Genomic DNA, 23,486 nt, shown 5'->3' with positions numbered 1-23,486 from the left:
GCCATGCGTGCATACAGGACTTTGCTGACGCTACTCTTGCCTGCGGCTTCCATGGCGGAGAATCGTATAGGTGCAGGTGGAGCTCTTATATGGGGAGAGGACAACAACTCCACTAGGTCCACAGGCATCATAAAAAATCTTGGAAAGCCGGAGGATAGCTTTCTCAGAGCCATCCCCCTGATTGACCTTAACCTCTCCTACAGGAGCGGAGCAAACACCTACTTCTTGAGGACAACCACGGAAGGAGCAACGCCCACCCTTCAGGCGGGCCTGAAAAGAGAGGGTTTTGTATTCCAGTCAACAGAATTCTATTTTGGCTACAACCCCTTCAGAAGAGTATGGAAAGACCCCTATCTGGTAAACATCCCGCGAGAAAAGACATACCAGCGTGATTACGAGGCTGGCATAAGATTCTCTCAGGGTAATTCAAGCCTCACGCTGAAGTCTACATATTCTGACGTGGAGGATGACCAGTTAGGTAAAAGAGAAAGAGACCTGAGAAGAGACAGAATTCTCATAGATACAGGCTATTCATACACCTACAGCTTTGGCAAAAGCCTGAGACTGACTCCCTCTGTAAATCTCAGATATTCAGAGGCAAAGGGCAGGGCAAACTCTTACGCAGGCTATGCTCTGGGTCTGTCAGGTTCTTACAGGACAGGTTTCTATCTTTTCAATGCAGGCATGGGAGTAGAAGTGGACAGATACATGAAACAGGACCCAGTTCTTCTCAAAAAGAGAAAGGAAACAGGATACTACGCCCTTGTAGCGTTGACAAGAAACAATATTTTCCACCAGAGGATTTACATAACATCTCTTGTAGCTTAAAGACAGGTTAACTCCAATCTAGACTTCTACGACAGAACTGGCCTCTTTTTTGGTGTATTGACAGGATACCGCTGGTGATGGATAATAGGAAACTGATATGCACGAGGAATGCGGGAAGTGCAATGCAATAGGGGGACTGAGGGAAGAGCCTGCCACACTTGTTTTCATAGCCGAGAGTGAATTATTAAGGCAAAAACTAAAGAAACAGCTTGAGGACCTCTCATATGAGTTTTATGATGAAGAGGATTCAATAACTTTACAGGTTTCAGGACTAAAGAGCTTCTTTTACAGGTTTTATGAGGCAAAGGGGCTGTCAGAGATTGAGAGCCAAGATATATGGCTTGTGGTTCTTTCTCCAGGGGAGAGGTTCAGAAGTTATCATGTAAAAAATGCAAGAAATCTGAATTTCTGGCTTTCGCAGGTAGCCTGCGACGAATACATGGAAATTCTAAGGGAAAAAAGGCTTATGGTGTATTTTCATCCCATAGTGGACAGCAACCTATCTGTGGTTGGCTTTGAATGCCTTATAAGGGGTATAAACCAGAAGGGTTCGCAGGTATCACCTGCTTATCTCTTTGAATGTGCAGAAAAGACAGACAGCCTCTTTTACCTTGACAGGGCCTGTAGGGAAATTGCCATACAGAAATCTGCAGAAAGAGGATTGAGGGAAACCCTCATATTTATAAACTTCGTGCCCACCAGCATATACAATCCAGAAACCTGTCTGCAAACTACCATAAGGCTTGTTAACACTTACAATCTCAGGCATGAAAACATAGTTTTTGAAGTAGTTGAAAGCCATCAAGTCAGGGATATAAAACATCTCAGAAATATAATGGACTACTACAGAGAGATGGGTTTCAAGGTGGCAGTTGATGATGTTGGTTCAGGCTTTTCTGGTCTTAACAACCTTATAAATCTGCGACCGGATATAATCAAGATTGACAGAGATATAGTTCACAATGTAAACGGAGACAGCTTGAGAAAGGGAGTTGTAGATGCCCTTGTAAACATGTGCAGGCAAAACCACATAAAGGTTCTGGCAGAGGGTGTGGAGAGCATAGGAGAATTTAACTTTCTGGTAGAAAGAGTTGATTACATGCAAGGTTTTCTCTTTGCAAAACCGTCTCCAGAGCCACAGATGCAGATAAATTTAAGGAAATCTTAGATGTTTCTCATAGACTCTACAAGCCCGTCCATTTCTTCTCTTGTTCTCTTCTCTGTAACCGCAAAGAGAAGGCTCTTAGAATAGCCAAACCTTTCAAGGGGCACGCCTGCCAGAAAGCCATTTCTCAGGGATTTTCTGTGAAGCTCTTTTGCTCTGTTGTGTCTGAGGGGGAATTCCCAGAGATGCCTGCCAGTGTATACCTCCTCAAAGCCCAGGTCCAGAAGCCTTCTTTTCAGGTATAGGGCCTTGGAAAGGCTCTGCTTTGCAACCTCTCTCATCCCCTCCTTTCCCAGAAGAACCATGTAGAGGAGGTTTGCGAGGGCTATCAGGTTCTGGTTTGTGCAGATGTTCGAGGTTGCCCTTTCCCTCCTTATGTGCTGTTCCCTTGTCTGGAGGACGAGGGTAAAAGCCTTTTTATCCTCCACATCCTCGGCCATACCCACGATTCTTCCAGGCATTTTTCTCAAATACTCCATCCTCGTGGCAAAAAAGCCTGCGTAGGGTCCTCCAAAGTTGAGGGGGACTCCCATCTGCTGACCCTCTCCCACCACTATGTCCGCACCCAACTCTCCCGGAGACCTGAGAATCGAGAGGGCAACAGAGTCCGCCACCACCACAAGTGGCACTTCATACCTCCTTGCCATTTCAGAAAGAACCGTAAGAGGCTCCACATAGCCCATGAAATTTGGATACTGCACCACAAGGGCATGAGCCTCGCCATCCCTGAGAAAACTTTCCAGCCTCTCAGAATCCGTATAGCCTTCCTCCGTAAGGGGGCACAGGCTTATCTCGTCCTCGTATCCTATCAGGTAGGTTTTTACAACTTCCCTGTAGAGGGGGTTTATACCCTCAGAAAGCACAACCCTCTTCCCCCTGCCCCTTATAGCCCTTGCCATAAGAACCGCCTCTGCAAGGGCGGAAGCTCCATCATACATGCTGGCGTTGGCAACTTCCATGCCGGTGAGTTCACATATAAGGGTCTGGTATTCAAAAAGAGCCTGTAATGTTCCCTGAGATGCCTCAGGCTGGTAGGGTGTGTAGGCGGTGAGAAACTCCCCCCTGCTCAGAATCTGCCATATGGCAGAGGGTATTATCCTGTCATAGGCTCCAAAGCCTGCAAAGGATATGAGGGATGTATTCCTTCCGCTCAGGTCTCTGAAATATCTCCTGAGATCCTCCTCACTCCTCGGCTCCGGAAGCTCAGGCCTTGAGAGAAGGGATGCGTCTATGTGTGAAAAGAGGTCTTCAAGTCTTTCAAGCCCAAGTTGCCTGAGTATTCTCTGCGTCTCATCCTCTGAATGGGGAATATACATCTACCTTTCCCTTTCTTCGTAGCCGAGCTCCTCCTCAGGCAGAGCTTCAAGGGATTCTTCAAACCTTTCTTCTTCTTCCTCCGGCAGACCTAGCTTTACGGTTTCTCCCTTTTCATCCTTTATTATCTCCACGAGAAGTTGTGCGTAATCCTCTGCGGGCATAAGGTCCTCCACCTCCATTGGGTCAGAAAGCTCTATGACAGCCAGCCATCCATCCTCGTAGGGTGATTCGTTCATGAGATGAGGCTCATCGTTTAATACTTCATTTATTTCCACCACAGTGCCAGAGAGAGGTGCATATATGGGTGATACGCTCTTTACCGATTCCACATTGGCTATAGTATCACCACTCTCGTAGGATTCGCCTACCTGAGGCAGGTCCACATAGACCACGTCGCCAAGCTCCTTTTGAGCATAATCTGTTATACCTATCCACGCCCTGTTTCCCTTCACAAGTGCCCACTCATGGTCCTTGGTGTAATACCTGTCTGTTTTCACCACATACTTGCCAACAATTATCTCATCCATCGCTTTCCTCCTTAAAGAGTTTCATATTCTATACCATATTCCTGCTTGAGTTTTTCCATCACAGTGGTGAGGTCCTTCTCTTCTCCAAGTAAGCCTTCCAGAGTTCTTATAAAGTAATCAAGGTCTATGAGCCTGAGAAGTGCCAGACCTTTCCATTCCCCATCTGTTGAGTAGAGGACATTCTTTCTCCTCTTGCTGATAAACTCTCTTAGTTTATCAAGGCTTATAACGTGAGAAGGGTCAAGGACAAGCACATCGTTTCCCCTTAGCTTCCTGAGACCTTTGTAAAGTCCGTAAAGGAAGGTTCCCCTATCGTTTCTTATGAATACGAGGTCGGGGAACCTGTCTATAAAGTCCTTCATCTCCGTAGTTATCACTGCATATAGGCTATCTGGACCTATGAGCCTTTTGAGGGTGTTAACCCTGTCCGCTACCTTCTGCAGCAGATCGCTTTCTTGGAGTAGCCTTGAGTAAAAGACCATAAGAACCTTCATCCTGCTATAATATTATAAGCCTTTGCGGAGGTTAAAATGTCAAAAATAAGAGTGGCAATAGCCGGCGTAGGAAACTGTGCCAGTAGCCTTGTTCAGGGTATCTATTACTATGCGAAGCACAGAGAAGATGTGAGTGGTCTCATGTTTGAAGATGTGGGTGGCTACAAGCCCTGGGACATTGAAGTGGTTGCCGCATGGGACATTGATGCCAGAAAGGTTGGAAAGGATTTATCTGAAGCCATATTTTCTCAGCCAAACTGCACTGCGGTCTTTGAAAAGGATGTGCCCAGAACTGGCGTTATTGTTAGAAAGGGTAAGGTGCTGGACGGATATGCAGGCCATATGGCAAACTACCCTCCGGAAAGGAGCTTTGTGCTATCTGAAGAAAGGGAAGACGAGCTTGAAGATGTGGTAAGGGTTCTCAAAGAAACGGGTGCGGACATGCTCATAAACTATGTGCCGGTGGGGTCCGAACAGGCAGCGAGGTTCTATGCAGAAGCATGCCTGAGGGCAGGAGTGTCCTTTATAAACGGTATGCCCACCTTCATAGTTTCAGACCCCTCGTGGGCAGAGAGGTTTGAGGCGGAGGGCATACCGGTGGTTGGGGATGATATAAAGTCTCAGGTTGGCGCCACTATAGTTCACAGGACTCTTGTCCAGCTCTTTCTTGACAGGGGAGTAAAGATTGACAGAACATACCAGCTTAACTTTGGAGGAAATACGGACTTTCTGAATATGCTTGAAAGGGAAAGGCTGAAGACAAAAAAGGTTTCGAAGACACATGCGGTTTCCTCTCTCATACCTTACGAGATGGACCCCTTCAGCATACACATAGGACCCTCTGACTGGGTGCCATGGCTAAAGGACAGAAAAATAGCCTACATACGCATTGAGGGGAGGCTCTTTGGGGACGTTCCCATGTATGTGGAACTAAAGCTGGATGTGGAGGATTCTCCAAACAGCGCAGGCTCCATGATAGACGCCATAAGGTGCTGTAAGCTGGCAAGGGACAGAGGCACAGGTGGACCCCTCTATTCAATAAGCGCCTACACCATGAAGCACCCCCCAGTGCAGTATCCCGACTGGCAGGCGAGGAAGATGGTGGAAGAGTTCATAAGTGGAAAGAGGGAAAGGTAGGCTCTGGTTTCATGTTGCAAGCGTAGGTGAGTTCAACACTGCCAAGCCTCTTCTCAAAAGGCTATATAGGGATTATCACATAACCCTTACATACTTTTCCTTCAGGGCAAGAAAATATCTTGAGTCTCAAAAAGGAAAAGGCTATTTCCACGAGCTTTACAGGCTTCCTCCAGACATACCCTTTCTCATAAGCAAGTTTGAGAGAAAAATAGACCCGGAGGCGATCCTCATAATGGAGAGGGAGCTGTGGCCCTTCCTCATATTATCCACCAGAGCCCCGAAGGTATGGTTGAACGCCTATTCAAAGGGTGGAGTGCTTGAAAGATGGTTTTCAAAAAGATTCTCCTTGATACTGGCAAGGGAGGAGAGGTCTTCTGAGAAGTTCAGGTCTTACGGGTCTGCACATGTCCACTCCTGTGGCAATCTGAAGTTTGTGCTTGAAGAACCTCCACCCTCAGAGCTGGAGGTGAAAGGCTCAAAACTTCTCGTAGCAGGCAGCACCCATTCCGGGGAGGAGCTTATTATAAAGAGAGCCTATGAAAGGCTTTTGAGGGACTTTGAAAGCCTCAAGCTCCTCATAGCACCCAGACATGTGAGCAGGGCTGGAGAAGTGATGAAACTCTTTGATGGAATGGGTGTGTGCTTGAGAAGCAGAGAAGAAAAGGGATGGAAAGTGCTGGTGGTTGACACCCTTGGAGAGCTCTTTTCCCTGTATAGATACGCAAACGTGGCCTTTGTGGGGGGGACATTTGTTCCCGTGGGCGGGCATAACCTTCTTGAACCCGCTTACTTTGGAAAGCCAGTGCTCTACGGACCTAACACTAAAAAGGTGGAAGACCTGAGAGCTTTTCTGGAAGAGAGAGGGCTTGGCTTTTGCGTAAAGGATGAGGAGGAGTTATACAGGCGACTGCTTGAGCTTCTGAGCAGAGAAGAGAACACGGATAAGACTGGGTTGAGAGAACACAGCGAGAAGGTTCTTGAATGTTATCTTTCCAGTCTTAACACCTTTCTGAAAAAAGTTTTGTAAAATGTTGTAAGAAAACATGAAGGACCTGAAAATTAACCTCCTTATCCTGCTCTTGATAATAGCTGTCTCGGTGGCGGTGGTTGTCCTCAAGCCTGTAAACCTCGGACTTGACCTCAGGGGCGGTATATCAATGGTTATACAGCCCGATATGAACTACAGCCTTGAGCAGGAATATGAGAGGCTCCTCAAAGATGTGGAGCAGAAGCTGAGAGAGGGAGGGGTCAGGGTTCTTGATGTTACGGCGGGTGTTGATGGAATAAAGGTTGAGTTGCTTGAAGAAGGCGAATACATTAAGCTTTCCTCCCTCCTTGAAAGAGAATTTCCCAGGTTTACGGTAGCAAGAAGGGAAAGAGGTGAGGTATTCATCAGGCTAAAGGATGCAGAGATAGAACAGCTCAGAAGTGGAGTGCTCACGCAGACAATGGAGGTTCTCCGCAGGAGGATTGATGAGCTGGGCGTAGTCCAGCCCGTCATAACTCGTATAGGTGCAGATAGAATACTGGTGGAGCTTCCTGGAGTTTTGGACATACAGAGGGCAAAGTCCATAGTGGGAAGAACCGCACTTCTGGAGCTAAAGCTGGTTGTGGAAGCAGGACCGAAGGAGGCGCTTCAGGAAAAACTCACAAGGGACTACGAGCTCCTCCCGGACCAGAGCGGGACAGAATGGTTTCTTGTGGAAAAACTACCGGTAATAACCGGGGCAGACCTGAAGACCGCCTACACCACAACCGACGAGTTTGGTATGCCCGCAGTGGGTTTTGAGCTTGCAGGAAGGGGTTCAGAGGTATTTGCACAGGCAACAGAGCAGAACATAGGCAGAAGGCTTGCTATAGTGCTTGACAAGAGAGTAATCTCTGCACCCGTTATAAGAAGCAGGATAAGCGACAGAGGGCAGATAAGTGGGAACTTTACACCCGAAGAGGCAAAAGAGCTCGCCATAGTGCTGAGAGCGGGTGCTCTTCCCACAAAGGTTAATTTCCTGCAGGAAAGCGTGGTTGGTCCCTCCCTTGGAAGGGATGCCATAGAGCAGGGTATGAAGGCTGGAATAGCAGGCTTTTTGCTCCTTGTTCTTGTCCTCGTAGCCAGATACAGAACTGCGGGCGTCACCGCTACACTCTCCATAATCCTTAATGCCCTCATGCTCTGGGCTGGTCTAGTTGCTCTTGGTGGGACCCTTACCCTTCCGGGCATTGCGGGCATAATACTGAACATGGGCATAGCGGTGGACTCAAACGTCCTCATATTTGAGAGGGTAAAGGAAGAACTCAGGCTTGGCAACAGCGTGAGAAAATCCATTGAGCTGGGCTACAGAAGAACCCTCAGCGCAGTATGGGACACACACATAACGCTTCTTGTGGCGGCCCTCATACTCTTCCAGTTCGGCAGTGGTCCCGTAAAGGGCTTTGCCACAACCCTTACCATAGGAACAATAGCCTCCTTTGTTTCAAACGTTTACTTTGCCAAGGTTCTTTTAGAACTTCTAAGCAGGCTCAGGCTTTTCAGGGTCTAAAGATAAAGGCTGAAGCTCTTTGCGGTATTTTCTGAGGGTTCGGATACAAAAAACATATGACTTTTTTCCCTGCTCTCCCTCTTAGCACCCTGCCTATGGTCTGAGCTGTAAAGACTGTTTCCGTTAAGTTTAAGAACCTCAAGGTTAAGCCCAAGGCTCTGAAGGGACTGAACAAGCCTGTGAACCTCGAAAGTGGTTGGTTGTCTGTATAGGTCTTCGCTCAAGTTCATGAAGAGCCTCAGTCTATCCCCAGAAAGCATGAATCTTACGCTGCCTTCCTCAAGGCGTATGTTTATATGCTTTGGTTCATAGGAAGGTTGAGGTTGTGGCTTTTCAACCCTCTCTATCTGCTGAACCCTATCATCCTGAAACTTGACAGTGTTTGCATGCCCTTCAAAGGACAGCAGGTCAGAACTTTTACCCCCCTTTTCTTTTCTATGGTCTTCTCCATTCTCTATTGCTTTATCGGGATGAACCAATGTCCTGGCATGAGAGTCGTATTTTTCCTGAGAAAACTCGGCAAACTTTTCACTGTCTGAGTTTATATCCTCTCTAACACCAGAGGCTTCATTCTGGGAAGGCGTAGAAAATGTGACCTCTAAGAACTTACCTTGCTCAGGGTAGGACACTGCGAAGCGCTCTGGCTCTATCCCTTTGCTGTTGGCACTGGTCTGTCTATGGGTTAAACCATAAGTTTTCTCAGATGTTTCTATTTCTACCCGAAAAGCCTCCCGATGGGCCGGCTTATTCCCGAAATCATAGCCTTGTTCAATCTGTTCTGAGTTCATATAAGGCAGATACTTCCCGGTCTCTGACCTTTCTTCTTTTTCAGCAAAAATTGGCTCATAGTCAGGATTTGTCCTGTTTAGAATTTCTGCACTTTTTTCCCAGAATGACCACGAAGCCTCATCCTGCGAAATTTTCAGTTCAGCAACGGGCTCTTCCTTATTAAGGGGCGTATGTGGGATATTTATGGGCTGTGGCTCAATCGTATGAATTGCTTCCGTTTTTGAAGCACGCTTGTTTGCCTGTATGTCTTTCACTTCTGCTGGGGAAGCAGACATCAGAAGTATTACATCAGGAAAAGCAGTTATATAGAGGTTTTCACCTAAAGCAGTTAAAGGATTTTCCTGGTCCACCTTCTTCAGAGGCTCATGTTCATTTGGAGTGAAGGTCGTCTCCCCAAAAACCTCAAAAATAACATCCTCAAAAGATATAGCAGTGTAATATGAAGAAACCCTGTAGTTCAACCCAGCAGGCACCGGAAAGCTTTCAATCTGCTCCCCTCTCAAGTTTTCCCCTCCACGGGCATAATTATAATCTTTTTTTCAGACCTGGCAAGTCTATTATATATAAGTTATGGAAGTGAAGGCCTTTTACTGGAAGGGTGATACCCTTGAGCTTCTGGACCAGAGAGAGCTTCCCGATAGAGAAATATGGCACAATCTAAAAGACTACAGAGAAGTGGCCCGGGCAATAAAGGATATGGTTGTGAGGGGAGCACCAGCCATTGGATGCGTTGCCGCCTATGGCTTTGTCCTTGGCGTGAGGTCTGGAGAAAATCCGGAGAAAGTCTATGAAACCCTCAAAAACACAAGGCCTACTGCATACAACCTCTTTTGGGCGCTGGACAGAATGAAAAGATGCCTTCAGGAAGGCAGGGACATAGAAGCAGAGGCAAGGGTTATAGAAGAGGAGGACTATATGGCAAACAGAAAAATGGGGGAGCTTGGCCAGAAGCTCATCCCCGCAGGAGCAAGGATACTGACCCATTGCAATACTGGAGCTCTGGCAACTGCCGGCTGGGGCACAGCCCTCGGTGTCATAAGGTCTGCACATTATGCAGGGAAGAATGTTTCCGTATGGGTAGACGAGACAAGACCTTACCTTCAGGGCTCAAGACTTACAGCCTGGGAACTTCTTAAAGAGGGCATACCCCACAGTATAATCACAGATTCAACCGCTGGCTTTCTTATGAGAAAAGGACTGGTGGACTGTGTTATAGTGGGTGCAGACAGGATAACAAAGGATTACCATGTGGCAAACAAAATTGGAACATATTCACTCTCAGTGCTTGCAAAGGCTCACGGAATACCCTTCTATGTGGCGGCCCCGAGGTCAACCTTTGACACCAGATCCATCACGGGAGACAGCATAGCCATAGAAGAAAGGGACGAGAGAGAGGTGAAGTTTATAAGAGATATTCCTGTAGCCCCAGAGGGCTCGCCCGCCCTTCACCTAGCCTTTGATATAACTCCACCAGAAAACATAACTGCCATAATAACAGAGGAAAGTATAATAAAACTATGATGGTGGCAGACGTGCTTAAGGAGCTGGAGAGGGAAAGGTCCTGCGAGGTGGTCACATCCTGGAGGCAAATACCCATAAGGGTAAAACTTTCTGTGAGGTGGGTATCTCCTCAGGAAAGGTTCATCAGCTTTGACTTTAAGGGTTGTAAGTTCAGACATGTGTTCTCAGACAATGTTCCTGTTTACATAAAGGTCAGAGAGTTGTTCCTTATATGTAAGGTATTCAGCAACATAAGGGATGAGCTGGTTCTCGAAGTTGACTCGCCGGTGCCTGCTCCACCTGTGGTGCTCAGAGAGTTCATAAGGGTTGAGCCCACAGAAAAGGAGCCTGTCTATGTATCCTTCTGCGTGGAAGACAACTGCCTTGTGAAGACAAGGGCTGCAGACATAAGCGAATCTGGGGTTGGTGTTTTGCTGAGTAACGAGGATACAAAAAGGCTCGTAGAAATTCTATCACAGATAGCAACGGATGCATCCAGGATACATACTCCCTTTGAGCTTGAAATAGAGCTTCCAAGGGAAGGGGTGATAAGGGCACAGGGAGAACTCAAGAACATAATAAGCAGAGAAGGGGATGTATATGTCAGGCTTGGCTTTAAGATAAACCTCAGGGAAGAACAGACCAGGAAAATAAGACAGTACATAATGCGCAGACAGAGAGAGATACTGGAACAGCTAAAGGCATTATGATGCCCCTTCTGAAGCTCTCTCTGAGATATCTCCTTTCCAGCAGAGGGTCCACCCTGCTGGTTTCTCTCATAGCCTTCCTTGGGATTGTTCTTAGCGTTACCGCCCTTCTCCTTACAATGGGCGTCTTTGCAGGCTTTCAGCAAGCCCTCAGAGAAAAAATACTTTCTGCATCGCCCCACATAGTGGTCAGCCTCGTAAGCCAGGAAAACAGAGAAGAGTATCGCAACATCATAAGTCAGAAAGCCGGCGTAGAAAAGGTCTACTATCTCATGCTCTACAACGGACTGATATCAAAGGATGGAAGGCTAACAAGCGTCAGTGTAAAGGCACTTGAGCCGGAAGAGGCTCAAGAAATATACGGGCAGAGGGTAAAGGATGGTCTTCTCGTGGGCAGAGGGCTTGCAGATATACTGGGGCTCCATGAAGGAGATGAGGTGATGGTGCTATCTCCCATGGGAAAACGAACCCCTTTTGGTATTCTTCCGAGGGTTAGAGTTTTTAAGGTTGAGGGTATCTTCCAGAAGGGGGTCTTTGACCAGGACTACGCCACAGTGGTTATGGACATCAGAACTGCCTCAGACTTTTTTGGAGAGGGATACCAGCTCTCTGGATATGAGGTATACCTCAAGGACCCTTACAGAGCCCAGGAGGTAAAAAGAGAGCTGGAAAAAAGCCTTGGGGATATGGCCATAGTGCGTTCATGGATAGACCTGAACAAACCTCTTTTCAATGCACTACAGCTTGAGAAGGTGGGAATATTTTTTGTGCTCATGCTCATGATTGTAATAGCCTCCTTCAACATAACAAGCCTTCTTTTCATGAAGGTAAGGGAAAAGGTAAGAGATATAGCTGTTCTGAGAACCTTTGGCTTGAGGAGATGGCAGGTGGCGTATGTATTCCTTCTTCAAGGTCTTATGCTGGGTATTTCTGGAGCCTTCCTCGGCCTCCTTCTGTCTCTGGTAGGAGGATATTTTATCAACGAATACAGGCTTGTAAGGGTTCCAGCGGATGTCTACCTCATGGACCACGTGCCCGTGCACTTTGAACTTTCCGACATTATTTTTACAATTCTGGGTGCCGTAGTTCTTTCCCTTCTGGCAAGCCTCCTCCCCGCCTACAGGGCGGGAAGGGAAAGTATAGTAAGGGTCCTTAGAAATGAATAGGGTTATACACATAAAGAACCTGCGGAAAGTCTACCCGGGTGGCGTTGAGGCCCTTAAAGACATAAGTCTTGAGATCTTTGAGGGTGAGGTGGTAGGTCTGATGGGACCCTCCGGGTCTGGCAAGAGCACTCTTCTCCACATAACTGCCGGCCTTGAAAGGCCAACAGAGGGGGAGGTTTACCTTATGGACCAGGACATAGTTGAGATGGATGAGGACCGGCTCGCATCTTTCAGACAGAAGTATCTGGGCTTTGTTTTTCAGTTTTACTACCTTCTTGAGGACTTTGATGTGCTGGAAAATCTGACTCTTATAGGTCAGCTGGCTGGTGTTGAAAGACCCAAGGAAAAAGCCCTGCAGATACTTGAATACCTCAGGCTCACCCACAGGCTCAGACACAGACCCAGTCAGCTCTCTGGAGGAGAACAACAGAGGGTTGCCATAGGGAGGGCTCTCATGCTGGAACCCAGAATACTGCTTGCAGACGAGCCCACAGGAAATCTTGACCTTGCTGAGGGCAGGAGGATTTTTGAACTTTTCCTCAAACTCAGGGAGGAAAAGGGGCTGACCCTTCTTGTGGCAACACATAACGAAGAACTGAAAGCATACTTTGACCGGATATACAGGTTAAAGGATGGAGAGCTTATCGTATAATAGTAGACATGTATTACCTTCTTCTTACGCTTTTTGTAATAGTTGCCCTTCTGCTCATTGTTGTGGTGCTGATGCAGAGGAGCAGGGGGGATGTGGGCACCGCCTTTGGTGGAATGGGGCAGGGTGTGTTTGGACCGGGCGGTGTGGACACGATTCTTACAAAGGTCACCTACTGGCTTGGCTTTTCTCTCATGGCAATAGCCATCCTTCTTGCCCTCACCCATCCCTCAAAAAGAGGCTCTCTCATAAAAGATGAAGGTCAGACAGCTCCTTCAAAAACCCAGCAGAGCATCCCTCAGGGACAGAGCACTCCTTCTGGCACACCTTCTGGGAACAGACCATAAGGAGCTTTATTTTATGGAAGGCCTTGAGGTTCCCCCGGAGGTGGAGGAAAGATTTTTCAGAGAACTCAGCAGACTTGAGGAGGGGTATCCTCTTCAGTATATCCTGGGTGAGTGGGACTTTTATGGTATGACCTTCTTTGTGGAGGAAGGTGTTCTCATACCGAGGCCGGAGACGGAAATTCTTGTGGAGGAGGTTCTCAAGAGACTGCCAGAGGATAAACCTCTTCTGGGCCTTGAGCTGGGCGTGGGCACAGGGTGCATAAGCGTGAGTCTTCTATATTACAGGACAAACCTGCGCATGCTTGGAAGTGATATAAGTCTGAGAGCTCTCAGGCTTACAAGGAAGAATGCCCTCAGACATGGAGTTTCAGACAGGCTTTTGCTCTTTGCAGGAGACCTATTTACGCCTCTAAAGCCCTACCCCTTTGACCTTCTTGTTTCAAACCCCCCATACATTCCGGAGGCTCACTGGGAAAAACTCCCCAAGAGCATAAGAATAGAAGGCTATTCCTCTCTCATAGGTGGAGTGAGGGGATGGGAGTTTTACGAAAGACTGGCAGCGGGAGTGGCGGATTACCTCAAGCCAGGTGGTCTCATAGCACTTGAGATAGGTCATGACCAGGGGGAGGTGGTAAGGAGGCTTTTTGAAGAAAAGGGGTTTAAAGTTGAAACCATCAGAGATTACTCAGGACAGGAGAGAGTAGTGCTGGGATGGAGATATTAGGATTTCTTCTTGGTGCCTTTTTCTTCATACTGCTTGAAGCCTTCTTTGCTGGGTCTGAGATAGCCCTTGTGAGCGTGGACAGGGGAAGAGTGATGAACCTGTATAGAAGGACAAAACAGGAGTTTCTCAGGGACTTTCACGAAAACCCAGAGGACTACATAACCCTTACCATGCTCGGCTACACGGTTAGTATAGTCTTTGCCTCTACCTTTTACACCCTTGCGGTTATTAAGCTCTCCGATTACCTCCCCTTTATAAGAGGACTTGAGGTGCTCTTTTCCGCAAGCCTTGTAGTCTTCACCCTCCTTCTTGGAGAACTGCTCCCCAAAAGCCTCTTCCAGAAGCATGCAGAAAGGCTAATCCTGCCTTCCCTGTGGATTTTAAGCAGGCTCAAGACCTTTACAAAGCCAATTCTCACCATCTCAAGAGGTGTAAGCAGGTTTATCACCGATATCCTCAGAGACAGGTATCAGGAAAGGCTTCAGAAAGAGGAAATCATAAAGCTTATGGAAGAGACTGCAGCAAGAGAAGAAAGCCTCCGAATAGCTCTTCAGAGCATAACCATGAGGGACCTTTTTGTGACAGAAGAGATTAGACCCATAAAAGAGGTGGTCATGGTGGAGGAAAATGCCGGTATTGAGCAGGTCATGGAACTTATGAAGGAAAGCCAGTATAGAAGACTCCCCGTCTACAGAAGAAGAGTTGACCAGATAGTGGGCTATGTGGACCTTTTTGACCTGGTGCAGAGCAGGCATGCAAGATTTATAAGGGAGCTAATAAGGCCTGTCCATTACTTTTCAGAGTTTACAACCCTTGACAAGGTTTTTGACTTTTTCAAGAGAAGCAAGGAACATATGGGTCTTGTGGTGGATGAGCGCGGAAACATACTGGGCATAATTACATGGGATGACCTCCAGAGCTATCTTATAGGAGGTCTTTCTGAAGGAAGGGCAGAGGAAGATGAGGACATATTGGAGATAGAAAAGGATATATGGATAGCAGAGGGCAGCGTGGAGAGGGAGAGGATTGAAAGGCTCCTGAACATTGAGCTTCCAGAGGGTCCCTACACAACCCTCGGTGGATTTCTCTCCTTCAATCTTAAAGGTCTTCCAGAAAAGGGGCAGGTGGTAGACTATCAGGGATACCGTTTTAAAGTGGTTCAGAGGGATGAAAGGAGGATAATAAAGGTGAGGATAGAAAGACATGTATCGGAGGAATAAAAGCATAAGGGAGCTTCCGGAGGAACTGAAGCCGAGGGAGAAAATGCTCAGGCTCGGGGCGGAGAGCCTCACAGAGGAAGAACTGCTGGCACTGATTCTTGGCTCTGGCACCAGAGAGATGGATGTGCTCAGCCTTTCAAGGGAAATAGTGAGGCTGGGATGGCAGAGACTGGGCAAAATGTCCCCAGAGGAAGTCATAAAGAGCTTTAAGGGTATAGGTGAGGCAAAGGCATGTCAGATTAAGGCCATAATAGAGCTTGCAAAGAGGATAAGCGACCCTTACGAGGGGGTCTTCATAAACAATCCAGAAGAAGCCTACAGATTTTTAAAGAACATGGTGGACGAAAGAAGGGAACATCTCATAGCCCTCTATCTCGCACCAACCAACAGACTTATAGCACACGAGGTGATAGCCATAGGCAGGATGAACGCCCTGCACGCAGAGCCAAGGGAAATACTCTACCACGCCATAAACACCGCCTGTCATTCCATCCTAGTAGCCCATAACCATCCAAAGGGCGAGCTGAGACCTTCAAGGGAGGACATAGAGTTCACAAAAAGGCTCAGGGATGCCTGCAAGCTCATGGGCTTTGAGCTCCTTGACCATCTCATAATAAACCGAAAGGGTTATGTTTCCCTCAAAAGGGAGGGCTATATGTGATAGGTCTGCTTCAGAGACTTGGACTTTCTTCTGAGAAATGCCTTTCCTGTGGGGGTTTTTTCAGTGGTTCCTCTCAGGGCTTTTTATGCGATAGATGCCTTGAAGCCATAAAACCTCACCATCCCATGGACTACTCAGAAAAGATTGAATATGTGGCTTCTTACAGGGTTTTTGGTATGTATGAGAGCGTTCTGAGAGAGGTCCTTCACGGCATAAAGTTTGGAAATTCAAAAAGCCTTGCACTGCTTCTGGGCAGAAGGATAAAAGAGCACCTGCCGGATTATCTTGAAGAGATAAAGCCAGACATGATAACCTTTCCTTCTCTTAACATAAGAAGGTTCTGGGGAAGGGGATTTAACCATGTGGAGTATATACTCAGAGGGGCAGAGGTGCCATACATGAAAGTCTTCAGAAGAAGGGACATAAGTCCACCCCTTGCACGCCTTAACGCAGAAAAAAGACAGAAGGCAGTTCTCGGACACATGCTCAGGGATGAGTTTATAGACTTTATTGAGGGTAAAAGAGTTCTTCTGGTGGACGACCTTCTGACTACAGGCTCCACCATAAAAAGGCTTGCATACCTGCTCCTCTCTGTGGGTGCGGAGGAGGTGCATGCCTACTTTATCGCAAAGGGCTAAAAGACTTCTGTAATCCCCTCTAAAAACCGTTCAAGTTTGTCCATGTATCTTCCCTTTATCCTTTCAAACACCTCTCTGCTTTCTGCCTCACTGTATATGCGTGAGGCGAGATTTCTATCTTCAAGCATGTCAAGGAAAAGCTCATCATCCTCCAGAAACCCTGCCCTGAAGGCTGTCTTTATATTTTGCATTCAAAGCCGTGATATTCAAGAAGTATCTTCAGAAACTTCCAGAAGGACTCAAAGGTATACTCAAACCTCTGCAGAACTCCGTCAATCTCAAGAGGAGTTTTTGCCTCTGACAGCCCCTCCTTCATGGTCTTAAAGGCTCTGCTGAGTTTCTCGTAGGCTTTTTGCACCTCTTCCCTTTTCATAGAGAACCCTGCCGGTTCTTCTTACAAGCTCTGCAAAGTCTTTTTCCACTTTATGGAGAAAGACCACATCCACACTGTATATACCACTGAGCTTCTCTATCTTTTCCTTTAACTTTCTCCGCTCCCTGTGATCAAGCTCTTTGCCCCCCTCCACCGCTATGTCTATATCCGAATATGGCTTTGCGCTGCCCTTTGCCCTTGAACCGAAAAGGATTATCCTGTCGGGGTCCAGCTCCTGCGTTAGGAGGTCAACAAGCTTCTAGATAAGGTCATCAACTTTCATACCCTCTGTGTAAATCTTTCAAAAGCCCTCTTTATACCCCTTATTGCCTGTCTTATCCTGTGTTCGTTCTCCACAAGGGCAAACCTCACATAGCCCTCACCATATTCTCCAAAACCTATGCCCGGAGATACCGCCACCTTGGCCTCTTTTAGCAGATAGAGGGAAAAGTCAAGAGAGTTCATACCCACCCACTGGGGTATCTTAGCCCACAGAAACATGCTTCCCTTCGGCTTTTCCACATGCCATCCTATACGGTTAAGTCCTTCCACCAGCACATCCCTTCTTTTCCTGTAAACCTCCCTGTTTTTCTCCACAATCTCGTAGGGGCTATCAAGGGCTATTATGGAGGCAACCTGAATGGGGGTAAAGACACCATAATCAAGATAGCTCTTCAGATGGGCAAGGTTCTTTATGAGCGTCTCATTCCCCACTATGAAGGCAACGCGCCATCCTGCCATTGAAAAACCCTTTGACATGGAGTAAAGCTCCACCGCCACATCCTTTGCCCCTTCCACCTGCAGTATACTTGGAGGCTCATAACCGTCAAAGCCAAGGTCCGCATAGGCAAAGTCATGAACAAGCCATACCTCTTCCCTCTTTGCCAGCCTTACCATCTCTCTGAAAAAGTCAAGGCTCACGCAGAGGGTTGTGGGGTTATGTGGAAAGCTCAGCACCACTGCTCTGGGCTTTCTAAAAGATGCCTTGAGGGTATCATGAACCCTTCTGAGAAAGCTCTCCTCAAAAACCTCTCCATAATCGGGAATTATTGGGACGGATATGGCATCACCGCCGGCTATTATGGGAGCATAGTAGTGTATGGGATAGGTGGGGTTGGATACAAGCACTGTGTCACCGGGCTCAAGCATGGCAAGCATAAGGTGAGAATATCCTTCCTTGGCACCTATGGTGAGTATGGCTTCCCTCTCAGGGTCAAGCTCCACCCCGTATCTTCTTCTGTAAAAGTCGCATATGGCTTTTCTGAGCCTGGGAATACCCTTTGAAGCAGAGTAGCCATGAACGTTATCTCTGCGTGCCACTTCACAGAGCTTTTCCACTATATGCTCCGACGGTGGAAGGTCAGGGTTTCCCATACCCAGGTCCACTATGTCTTCCCCCTCACGCCTGAGCCTGTATTTTAGCTCGTTTACCATAGCAAAGACATACTTTGGAAGCCTGCTCACTCTCGGAAACATCCAGCTCTCACTCATGCTCTCCTTCCTCTTCAAGTTCCTTACAGTTTATGCACATGGTGGTGACAGGTCTTGCCCTCAGCCTTTCAAAGGGTATCAGGGCTCCACAGCTTTCACATATGCCGTATGTGCCCTGCTCCAGCTTCATAAGGGCATAATCTATCTTACGCAGAAGCTTTAACTCTCTTGTCTTTATCCTCTGCAGGCTTATGTATCTGCCTGTTTCTATGTTTGCCCTGTCAATCTCATCACCACCCTCAAAGGAAACGTTTGAAGGGTCTTTTATCTGCTCCTCCGCATATTTTATTATCCTCTCCCTCATCCTCAGAAGTTCTTCCTTTAGCTCCGCTATCTGTTTTGGAGTTAGATGGTGCATAATCCTATAATTATAAGTCATGAAGGAGGCTTTCAAAGAGGAACTTGGGAAACACTTCAGTCTTATCAGGGTTGAAAGGGGAAGGTTTGCGGAAGAAGAGAACATAACCCTTGGAAAAGATGGCAGGAGAATACTTTTCATAAAAGCCTTTTATGGCAGAAAGCCCTACTGGAAAGAGTGGGTGGAGCTTTTCCACATTAGCCCGGAGTTCTTTGGCTCCTCCTCTGAGGAGGAACTCTACCATATACTGGCTAAATACTTCAGAAGGGTTTTTGTGGAATACTATGAGGACCATCAGACCATGCAGGAGCTAAAGGCGGGAAAGGAGCCGCAGTATACAAGGCTTGGTTCAAAGCTGAAAGCCCTCGGCTACAGATACTTCAGGGACTGGTATTATCCGGAAGGATGGATGGAGGGTGGGTATAAGTTGCAGGCGGAAAGATAACCTGTGTTATAATGTATAATTCTTAGAAGTTCTTAAAGGAGAAGAAGGATGAAAACCTACCATGTTAGAAAAGAGGATGTGGTAAGGAACTGGTGGGTCGTAGACGCCCAGGGAAAGGTTCTGGGCAGGCTTGCCTCTCAGATAGCAAGGGTGCTTATGGGAAAGCACAAGCCCTACTACCAGCCGGACGTGGATTGCGGTGACTTTGTCATAGTTCTGAATGCGGACAAGATCATTGCCACCGGCAAAAAACCTGAGCAGAAAAAGTATCAGTTTCACAGCAACTACCCCGGTGGTCTCAAGGAGAGAAGTCTTTCCTGGATGCTCCAGCACAAGCCCGAAGAGGTTATAAGGCTTGCCGTCAGGAGAATGCTTCCAAAAAACAGACTGGGGCACAGAATGCTCAAGAGGCTAAAAGTGTACACAGGAAACGAACATCCGCACACTGCTCAGCAACCCAGAACTCTGGAGGTTGAAGCATGAGTCTGAAGCTGAAGGATTTTAAGATAGGCTTTGATAATGCCTTTTATGGCACTGGAAGAAGAAAGGAAAGTGTGGCAAGGGTATGGCTCATAAGAGGGACAGACAGACAGATAGTAAAAGTCAAGGAAAGCGGAAAGGAGTATAATCTGAAAGACTATCTTCAGAGGGAAACCCTCTATCATAAGGTTTTCTATCCCATAAAGCTCACAGGTCTGGATGGAAGGTTTGGCATATATGCCACTGTAAGCGGCGGTGGCATAAGCGGGCAGGCGGAAGCCATAATGTATGGTGTTGCAAAGGCTCTTCTCAAATACAACCCAGACCTGAGAGGTAGCCTCAAGAAAGCTGGACTCCTGAAGAGGGATGCAAGGGAAAAGGAAAGAAAGAAATATGGACTCATGAAGGCAAGAAAAGCCTACAGATGGAGCAAGAGATAAGAGTATGTATCTACGGTGCCACCGGATACACGGGGGCTGAGCTTCTCAGGATACTTTTAGAGCATCCTTATGTAAAGGTGGCTTCTCTCACTTCTCAATCCTATGCCGGCAAGAGGCTTTTTGAAGTTTTTCCCTCCTTCCTGCCAGCCCCTGTTGGCTCTTTAAAGCTTACTGAAGAGCCTGATGAGGACTTTGACGTTGCCTTTCTCTGCCTTCCACACGAAGCATCGCTGGAGCTTGTGCCAGAGCTCCTGAAAAGGGGTAAGAAGGTAATAGACCTCTCTGGCGCTTACAGAATAAGGGATGCATCTAAATACCCCGAATACTACGGTTTTGAGCACACACATAAAGATTTGCTACAGCGAGCAGTTTATGGACTTCCGGAGATTTTCAGAGAAGATATAAGGGGAGCTCAGCTGGTGGCAAACCCAGGCTGCTATCCTACTGCTACACTGCTGGCTGTCTATCCTCTGCTTAAAGAAGGTATTGAAATGGACTTTTTAATCGTGGATGCTCTCTCTGGAGTTTCCGGTGCAGGCAGAAAGACGAGCCAGAAGTTCCATTATCCTGAGATGGAAGGAAACGCCTTCGCCTACTCAGTGGACAGGCACAGGCATACACCAGAAATGGAGGAAGTTATTCATAGGGTTTATGGAAAAGTTTTGAAGGTAAGGTTTACACCACAGGTTGTCCCCACAGTGCGGGGGATGCTGGCAAAAGTCTATACAAGATGCGGAGAGATGGACTTCAGGGGTCTTTATGTGGAAACTTACAGAGGGGAGCCATTCCTATTTCTCACAGAAGAGCCACCGCACATGAAGCACGCTGCTGGAAGTAATTTCTGCTTTTTATACCTTTACTATCACAGAGAAACATCCATACTTGAAGTTATAAGTATCATAGACAACCTGGGGAAGGGGGCATCTTCACAGGCGGTGCAGAACTTTAACCTTATGATGGGTTTTGAAGAAAGCCTGGCATTGAAAAGATCTGCGCAGTTCCCTTAACTGGAGATTTCTTCCTTTATTATTTCAAGCAGTGTAAGCAACACACTTTTAACGCTTTCCTTATCAATGGCAGAGAGGGGCAACACAGGTATGCCCTCATCCTCACCTATGTCAAGGGCGGTGGATACGTCTTCTGAAGACCAAGCGTTGGGCAGGTCCTGCTTGTTTGCACCCACCACCATGGGAACAGGAAAGCGAGAGTGGAAGAAATTTATTATCCTCCTTGCCTCATGAAAGGTGGAGGGGTCTGTGCTGTCTACCAGTATTATTATTCCAAGTGCACCTTCACCCAGTATCTCCCACATGAAGTCAAACCTTGACTGACCGGGCGTGCCAAAGAGATACAGCTCATGCTCATCATCTATGCGTATCTTTCCAAAGTCCATGGCTACGGTGGTGTATTCCTTCACGCTCCTTTCGCCAACTGCCTGAGTTCTTCTTTCAGTTTTAACCGTTTTAATCTCACTCACAGTGTTTATAAACTGCGTTTTGCCCGCCGCAAAGGGACCAGCCACCACTATTTTTATCTTCTTTATGGTCTTCATCACAGCTCCCTTATCCTTTCTATTATCTTCATGAGAAGGTCAAGGGCTATTGAAGGCTTCTGTTTCCTCTCTTTCTTCTTTCTCTTTATTACCCCAAGGGCAAGGAAGCCATACAGAGCCCTGTCCACAGTAAGGTTTTCAAGACCTGACTCTTTCCTTATGTCATACACAGTTCTCTCGCCGTTCACGAGAGGAAGGACCTTTTGCTCTTCTGGAGTGAGCTCTACCCTCTTTAGCTTTTCCTCGGAACCCTCAGCGGGTTCAAAAAGAAGCATTTCATCAGATATTTTTCTTTCAACCTCCTCCGGTGTAAGGTAGCGGGATGCCATCATGATTATGTTTTCAACTGGATAGACAACCGAATAGTTGGAGTTATACTTCACAAATCCTGGCGTAAAGGAAAACACACCCTCTTTCATGTCAAGTCTCTCAAGTAGAAACCTCTGCACAGTTCTAAAAAGGTTCTCCTTTGATATGCGCAGCTTTTCTATCAGAAGGTCAAAGTCCCTCTCCGCATAAACTCTGAAGACCCTGTCCACAGGACGGGCAAAGATTATCTCCCCATCCTTCACGTAATAGGCAACCGTTATATCCTTCCACTCCACAAGGAGAATCCCGCTCTTCCTGTCCTTGGCTATTATCTGGAGTATGTCCACAAAGTTAAAGGTTTTCAGGTCACCCGTGAGAGCCATAAGCCTTTATATCATCCCCTTTAGCTTATCCTGGGACTTCCTTATCTCCATAAGCAGTAGCCCCAGCTTGGCATTGTTATCCGCAAGAACCACCATCACCGCATCCCTTCCCACTCCAGTGAGTATGACATAACCATCATGCCCCTTGATAGTTATCTGTTCCAGGTTACCCTTTGCAAGCTCTTCTGAGACACGTTCACCCAGTGAGAGTATGGCTGCGCTCATGGCCGCTATGCGGTCCTCCTCCATGCCTGGCTTGAGCACTGAGGCTATTGGCAATCCATCTGCAGATACGAGGGATGCACCCTCAAGACCTGTGTTTCTTATGAGTTCCTGCAAAACCTGTGTATACCTGTCCATTTTTCCCTCCTCTCTAAGAATTATACTAAACTTTCCAGAAGAATATATCGTAAAGAATCCCCATGGTTACAGAGAAAAAGAGCCAGAAAAACACATATGCGAGGACCAGGCCCTTTGGCAGGAACTTAAGCGTTGCCAGTATAGTAGGCACGCATATGCCAGTTCCTCCCAGCATAAAGGTAAGTGCACCACCCCAGCTGAAGCCTATATCTCCCAGAGCCTTTGCTATGGGCACCTCCTCACCGGAGCATACATAAATTGGTATGGATACAAAAGAAAGGAGAGGGTAAGATAGAAAACTGCCGGCTATCGGCTTTATAAGACCAGGGGGGATAAGGGTCTTAATCAGGGAGGCAATCACTATACCCAGCAAGAGATACCTGCCTATTCCAAGAAAGTTATCCTTAAAGTACGTGCCAAAGGATTTCCAGCCTGTGTCCCTTGCACTTCCTATAGTTAGGGGCAATCCACTGGGTTTTTTGAAAAAGAAGTCAGATATGTAGGCAAAGAGAAGGGCAAAGAAAAGAGTGCCAAAAAGTCTCAGCATAGTCATGGGAAGACCAAAGTAACCGTAAGTAAGGAGCAGGGTTACTGGGGATACAACTGGTGCTACCACAAGAAAGGAGAGCACTGGTGCATAGCCTCTGGACATGCTGCTTATAAGGTTTGCCACTGGAAGCATGGAACAGGAACATAGAGGCAAGAGCCCAGCAAGAATACCAGTGTATATGGGCGCAGTTCTTCTTTTCCTGAGGAAGGTTTTTAGCCAGCTGAGGCTCGTAAAACCCTGAAGCAGAGATGTAATAAGAACTGCAAGGAGAAAGAAGGGGAGTATGTCCAGTGTGTAGTCCCATAAGGAAAGGAAAAAGTTTCTGAAAATTTCCATGCT

General features: G+C 47.1%; 31 protein-coding genes. 18 read left to right on the top strand and 13 right to left on the bottom strand.

The genetic code is table 11. The features are described 5' to 3' along the window. Window positions 1-3 precede the first annotated feature (3 nt). Both WHS43_05165 and WHS43_05160 read left to right on the top strand, forming a co-directional pair. Window positions 4-828: a DUF2860 family protein gene (locus tag WHS43_05165; protein ID MEJ5339026.1), complete on the top strand. Its 825-nt coding sequence runs from the start codon at window positions 4-6 to the stop codon at window positions 826-828. A 97-nt stretch (window positions 829-925) separates the two neighbouring features. Beyond that, on the top strand, window positions 926-1,996 hold the full coding sequence (locus WHS43_05160) for an EAL domain-containing protein (GenBank protein ID MEJ5339025.1): 1,071 nt from the start codon (window positions 926-928) through the stop codon (window positions 1,994-1,996). Here WHS43_05160 and gcvPA read toward each other — a convergent pair. The 3 genes from gcvPA to WHS43_05145 are packed head-to-tail and all read right to left on the bottom strand — an operon-like array spanning window position 1,993 to window position 4,331. Continuing rightward, a complete protein-coding gene (gene gcvPA, locus WHS43_05155; protein ID MEJ5339024.1) occupies window positions 1,993-3,309 on the bottom strand; it encodes an aminomethyl-transferring glycine dehydrogenase subunit GcvPA in 1,317 nt (438 codons plus the stop codon). The two genes, WHS43_05160 and gcvPA, sit on opposite strands and share 4 nt — an antisense overlap. Next, window positions 3,310-3,837: a glycine cleavage system protein GcvH gene (gcvH, locus tag WHS43_05150; GenBank protein ID MEJ5339023.1), complete on the bottom strand. Its 528-nt coding sequence runs from the start codon at window positions 3,835-3,837 to the stop codon at window positions 3,310-3,312. It abuts the gene before it with no gap. Window positions 3,838-3,848: 11 nt separating this feature from the next. Next, window positions 3,849-4,331: a hypothetical protein gene (locus WHS43_05145; protein MEJ5339022.1), complete on the bottom strand. Its 483-nt coding sequence runs from the start codon at window positions 4,329-4,331 to the stop codon at window positions 3,849-3,851. A 36-nt stretch (window positions 4,332-4,367) separates the two neighbouring features. On the opposite strand from WHS43_05145, the gene WHS43_05140 reads away from it, so the two are divergent. The 3 genes from WHS43_05140 to secD are packed head-to-tail and all read left to right on the top strand — an operon-like array spanning window position 4,368 to window position 8,005. After that, window positions 4,368-5,468, top strand: coding sequence for an inositol-3-phosphate synthase (locus WHS43_05140; protein MEJ5339021.1), 1,101 nt, complete (start codon window positions 4,368-4,370; stop codon window positions 5,466-5,468). Further along, window positions 5,449-6,495: a glycosyltransferase N-terminal domain-containing protein gene (locus WHS43_05135; protein ID MEJ5339020.1), complete on the top strand. Its 1,047-nt coding sequence runs from the start codon at window positions 5,449-5,451 to the stop codon at window positions 6,493-6,495. Before WHS43_05140 ends, WHS43_05135 begins: the two co-directional genes overlap by 20 nt. 16 nt (window positions 6,496-6,511) lie before the next feature. Next, the gene (gene secD / locus WHS43_05130) at window positions 6,512-8,005 is read left to right on the top strand and encodes a protein translocase subunit SecD (GenBank protein ID MEJ5339019.1); all 1,494 of its coding nucleotides are present in this window, start codon (window positions 6,512-6,514) and stop codon (window positions 8,003-8,005) included. Here the strand turns inward: secD and WHS43_05125 are convergent. Beyond that, entirely contained in the window at window positions 8,002-9,297 is a 1,296-nt protein-coding gene (locus tag WHS43_05125; GenBank protein MEJ5339018.1) for a hypothetical protein, read from the bottom strand. The genes secD and WHS43_05125 overlap by 4 nt on opposite strands. A gap of 67 nt (window positions 9,298-9,364) precedes the next feature. Here WHS43_05125 and mtnA point away from each other — a divergent pair, with 67 nt between their 5' ends. The 9 genes from mtnA to WHS43_05080 are packed head-to-tail and all read left to right on the top strand — an operon-like array spanning window position 9,365 to window position 16,406. Next, a complete protein-coding gene (mtnA, locus tag WHS43_05120) occupies window positions 9,365-10,315 on the top strand; it encodes an S-methyl-5-thioribose-1-phosphate isomerase (GenBank protein ID MEJ5339017.1) in 951 nt (316 codons plus the stop codon). Continuing rightward, complete coding sequence (locus tag WHS43_05115) at window positions 10,312-11,004, top strand: hypothetical protein (GenBank protein ID MEJ5339016.1); 693 nt, start codon at window positions 10,312-10,314, stop codon at window positions 11,002-11,004. The genes mtnA and WHS43_05115 overlap by 4 nt, the downstream gene beginning before the upstream one ends. Next, window positions 11,001-12,167 (top strand): ABC transporter permease, encoded by a 1,167-nt coding sequence (locus tag WHS43_05110; GenBank protein MEJ5339015.1) that lies wholly within the window; start codon window positions 11,001-11,003, stop codon window positions 12,165-12,167. Before WHS43_05115 ends, WHS43_05110 begins: the two co-directional genes overlap by 4 nt. After that, on the top strand, window positions 12,160-12,819 hold the full coding sequence (locus WHS43_05105; protein MEJ5339014.1) for an ABC transporter ATP-binding protein: 660 nt from the start codon (window positions 12,160-12,162) through the stop codon (window positions 12,817-12,819). The genes WHS43_05110 and WHS43_05105 overlap by 8 nt, the downstream gene beginning before the upstream one ends. 8 nt (window positions 12,820-12,827) lie before the next feature. Beyond that, the gene (gene secG / locus WHS43_05100; protein MEJ5339013.1) at window positions 12,828-13,163 is read left to right on the top strand and encodes a preprotein translocase subunit SecG; all 336 of its coding nucleotides are present in this window, start codon (window positions 12,828-12,830) and stop codon (window positions 13,161-13,163) included. Continuing rightward, a complete protein-coding gene (prmC, locus tag WHS43_05095) occupies window positions 13,072-13,887 on the top strand; it encodes a peptide chain release factor N(5)-glutamine methyltransferase (GenBank protein MEJ5339012.1) in 816 nt (271 codons plus the stop codon). The genes secG and prmC overlap by 92 nt, the downstream gene beginning before the upstream one ends. Continuing rightward, a complete protein-coding gene (locus WHS43_05090) occupies window positions 13,875-15,107 on the top strand; it encodes a hemolysin family protein (protein MEJ5339011.1) in 1,233 nt (410 codons plus the stop codon). Before prmC ends, WHS43_05090 begins: the two co-directional genes overlap by 13 nt. Next, window positions 15,091-15,768: a DNA repair protein RadC gene (gene radC, locus WHS43_05085; GenBank protein MEJ5339010.1), complete on the top strand. Its 678-nt coding sequence runs from the start codon at window positions 15,091-15,093 to the stop codon at window positions 15,766-15,768. Before WHS43_05090 ends, radC begins: the two co-directional genes overlap by 17 nt. Next, a complete protein-coding gene (locus WHS43_05080) occupies window positions 15,765-16,406 on the top strand; it encodes a phosphoribosyltransferase family protein (GenBank protein MEJ5339009.1) in 642 nt (213 codons plus the stop codon). Before radC ends, WHS43_05080 begins: the two co-directional genes overlap by 4 nt. Here the strand turns inward: WHS43_05080 and WHS43_05075 are convergent. Genes WHS43_05075 through WHS43_05055 form a run of 5 tightly spaced genes read right to left on the bottom strand, consistent with a single transcriptional unit; the run spans window position 16,403 to window position 18,628 of the window. After that, window positions 16,403-16,597 (bottom strand): nucleotidyltransferase substrate binding protein, encoded by a 195-nt coding sequence (locus WHS43_05075; GenBank protein MEJ5339008.1) that lies wholly within the window; start codon window positions 16,595-16,597, stop codon window positions 16,403-16,405. The genes WHS43_05080 and WHS43_05075 overlap by 4 nt on opposite strands. Further along, the gene (locus WHS43_05070) at window positions 16,585-16,722 is read right to left on the bottom strand and encodes a nucleotidyltransferase substrate binding protein (protein MEJ5339007.1); all 138 of its coding nucleotides are present in this window, start codon (window positions 16,720-16,722) and stop codon (window positions 16,585-16,587) included. The genes WHS43_05075 and WHS43_05070 overlap by 13 nt, the downstream gene beginning before the upstream one ends. Window positions 16,723-16,726: 4 nt before the next feature. Then, a complete protein-coding gene (locus tag WHS43_05065; GenBank protein ID MEJ5339006.1) occupies window positions 16,727-17,011 on the bottom strand; it encodes a nucleotidyltransferase domain-containing protein in 285 nt (94 codons plus the stop codon). Window positions 17,012-17,058: 47 nt separating this feature from the next. Next, on the bottom strand, window positions 17,059-18,270 hold the full coding sequence (locus WHS43_05060) for an aminotransferase class I/II-fold pyridoxal phosphate-dependent enzyme (GenBank protein ID MEJ5339005.1): 1,212 nt from the start codon (window positions 18,268-18,270) through the stop codon (window positions 17,059-17,061). Then, on the bottom strand, window positions 18,263-18,628 hold the full coding sequence (locus WHS43_05055) for a TraR/DksA C4-type zinc finger protein (GenBank protein ID MEJ5339004.1): 366 nt from the start codon (window positions 18,626-18,628) through the stop codon (window positions 18,263-18,265). Before WHS43_05055 ends, WHS43_05060 begins: the two co-directional genes overlap by 8 nt. Before the next feature lie 19 nt (window positions 18,629-18,647). On the opposite strand from WHS43_05055, the gene WHS43_05050 reads away from it, so the two are divergent. Genes WHS43_05050 through argC form a run of 4 tightly spaced genes read left to right on the top strand, consistent with a single transcriptional unit; the run spans window position 18,648 to window position 21,000 of the window. Then, window positions 18,648-19,073: a DUF1122 family protein gene (locus tag WHS43_05050; GenBank protein MEJ5339003.1), complete on the top strand. Its 426-nt coding sequence runs from the start codon at window positions 18,648-18,650 to the stop codon at window positions 19,071-19,073. 48 nt (window positions 19,074-19,121) lie between these two features. Beyond that, window positions 19,122-19,556 carry a 50S ribosomal protein L13 gene (gene rplM, locus WHS43_05045; protein MEJ5339002.1) on the top strand — a complete coding sequence of 145 codons (435 nt, stop codon included), beginning with the start codon at window positions 19,122-19,124 and terminating at the stop codon, window positions 19,554-19,556. Then, on the top strand, window positions 19,553-19,993 hold the full coding sequence (gene rpsI, locus WHS43_05040; GenBank protein ID MEJ5339001.1) for a 30S ribosomal protein S9: 441 nt from the start codon (window positions 19,553-19,555) through the stop codon (window positions 19,991-19,993). The genes rplM and rpsI overlap by 4 nt, the downstream gene beginning before the upstream one ends. Beyond that, a complete protein-coding gene (gene argC, locus WHS43_05035; GenBank protein MEJ5339000.1) occupies window positions 19,978-21,000 on the top strand; it encodes an N-acetyl-gamma-glutamyl-phosphate reductase in 1,023 nt (340 codons plus the stop codon). Before rpsI ends, argC begins: the two co-directional genes overlap by 16 nt. On the opposite strand, the gene WHS43_05030 is transcribed toward argC, so the two are convergent. The 4 genes from WHS43_05030 to WHS43_05015 are packed head-to-tail and all read right to left on the bottom strand — an operon-like array spanning window position 20,997 to window position 23,483. Continuing rightward, complete coding sequence (locus tag WHS43_05030; GenBank protein MEJ5338999.1) at window positions 20,997-21,545, bottom strand: ATP/GTP-binding protein; 549 nt, start codon at window positions 21,543-21,545, stop codon at window positions 20,997-20,999. The genes argC and WHS43_05030 overlap by 4 nt on opposite strands. Further along, entirely contained in the window at window positions 21,545-22,237 is a 693-nt protein-coding gene (locus tag WHS43_05025; protein MEJ5338998.1) for a DUF4388 domain-containing protein, read from the bottom strand. The genes WHS43_05030 and WHS43_05025 overlap by 1 nt, the downstream gene beginning before the upstream one ends. A gap of 6 nt (window positions 22,238-22,243) precedes the next feature. Then, on the bottom strand, window positions 22,244-22,597 hold the full coding sequence (locus WHS43_05020; protein ID MEJ5338997.1) for a roadblock/LC7 domain-containing protein: 354 nt from the start codon (window positions 22,595-22,597) through the stop codon (window positions 22,244-22,246). A 25-nt stretch (window positions 22,598-22,622) separates the two neighbouring features. Further along, window positions 22,623-23,483, bottom strand: coding sequence for a permease (locus WHS43_05015; GenBank protein MEJ5338996.1), 861 nt, complete (start codon window positions 23,481-23,483; stop codon window positions 22,623-22,625). Window positions 23,484-23,486 lie beyond the last annotated feature (3 nt).

The organism is Aquificaceae bacterium, from assembly GCA_037481935.1.
Lineage (GTDB): Bacteria > Aquificota > Aquificia > Aquificales > Aquificaceae > Pampinifervens.
This window is presented reverse-complemented; position numbering and strand designations above follow the sequence as displayed.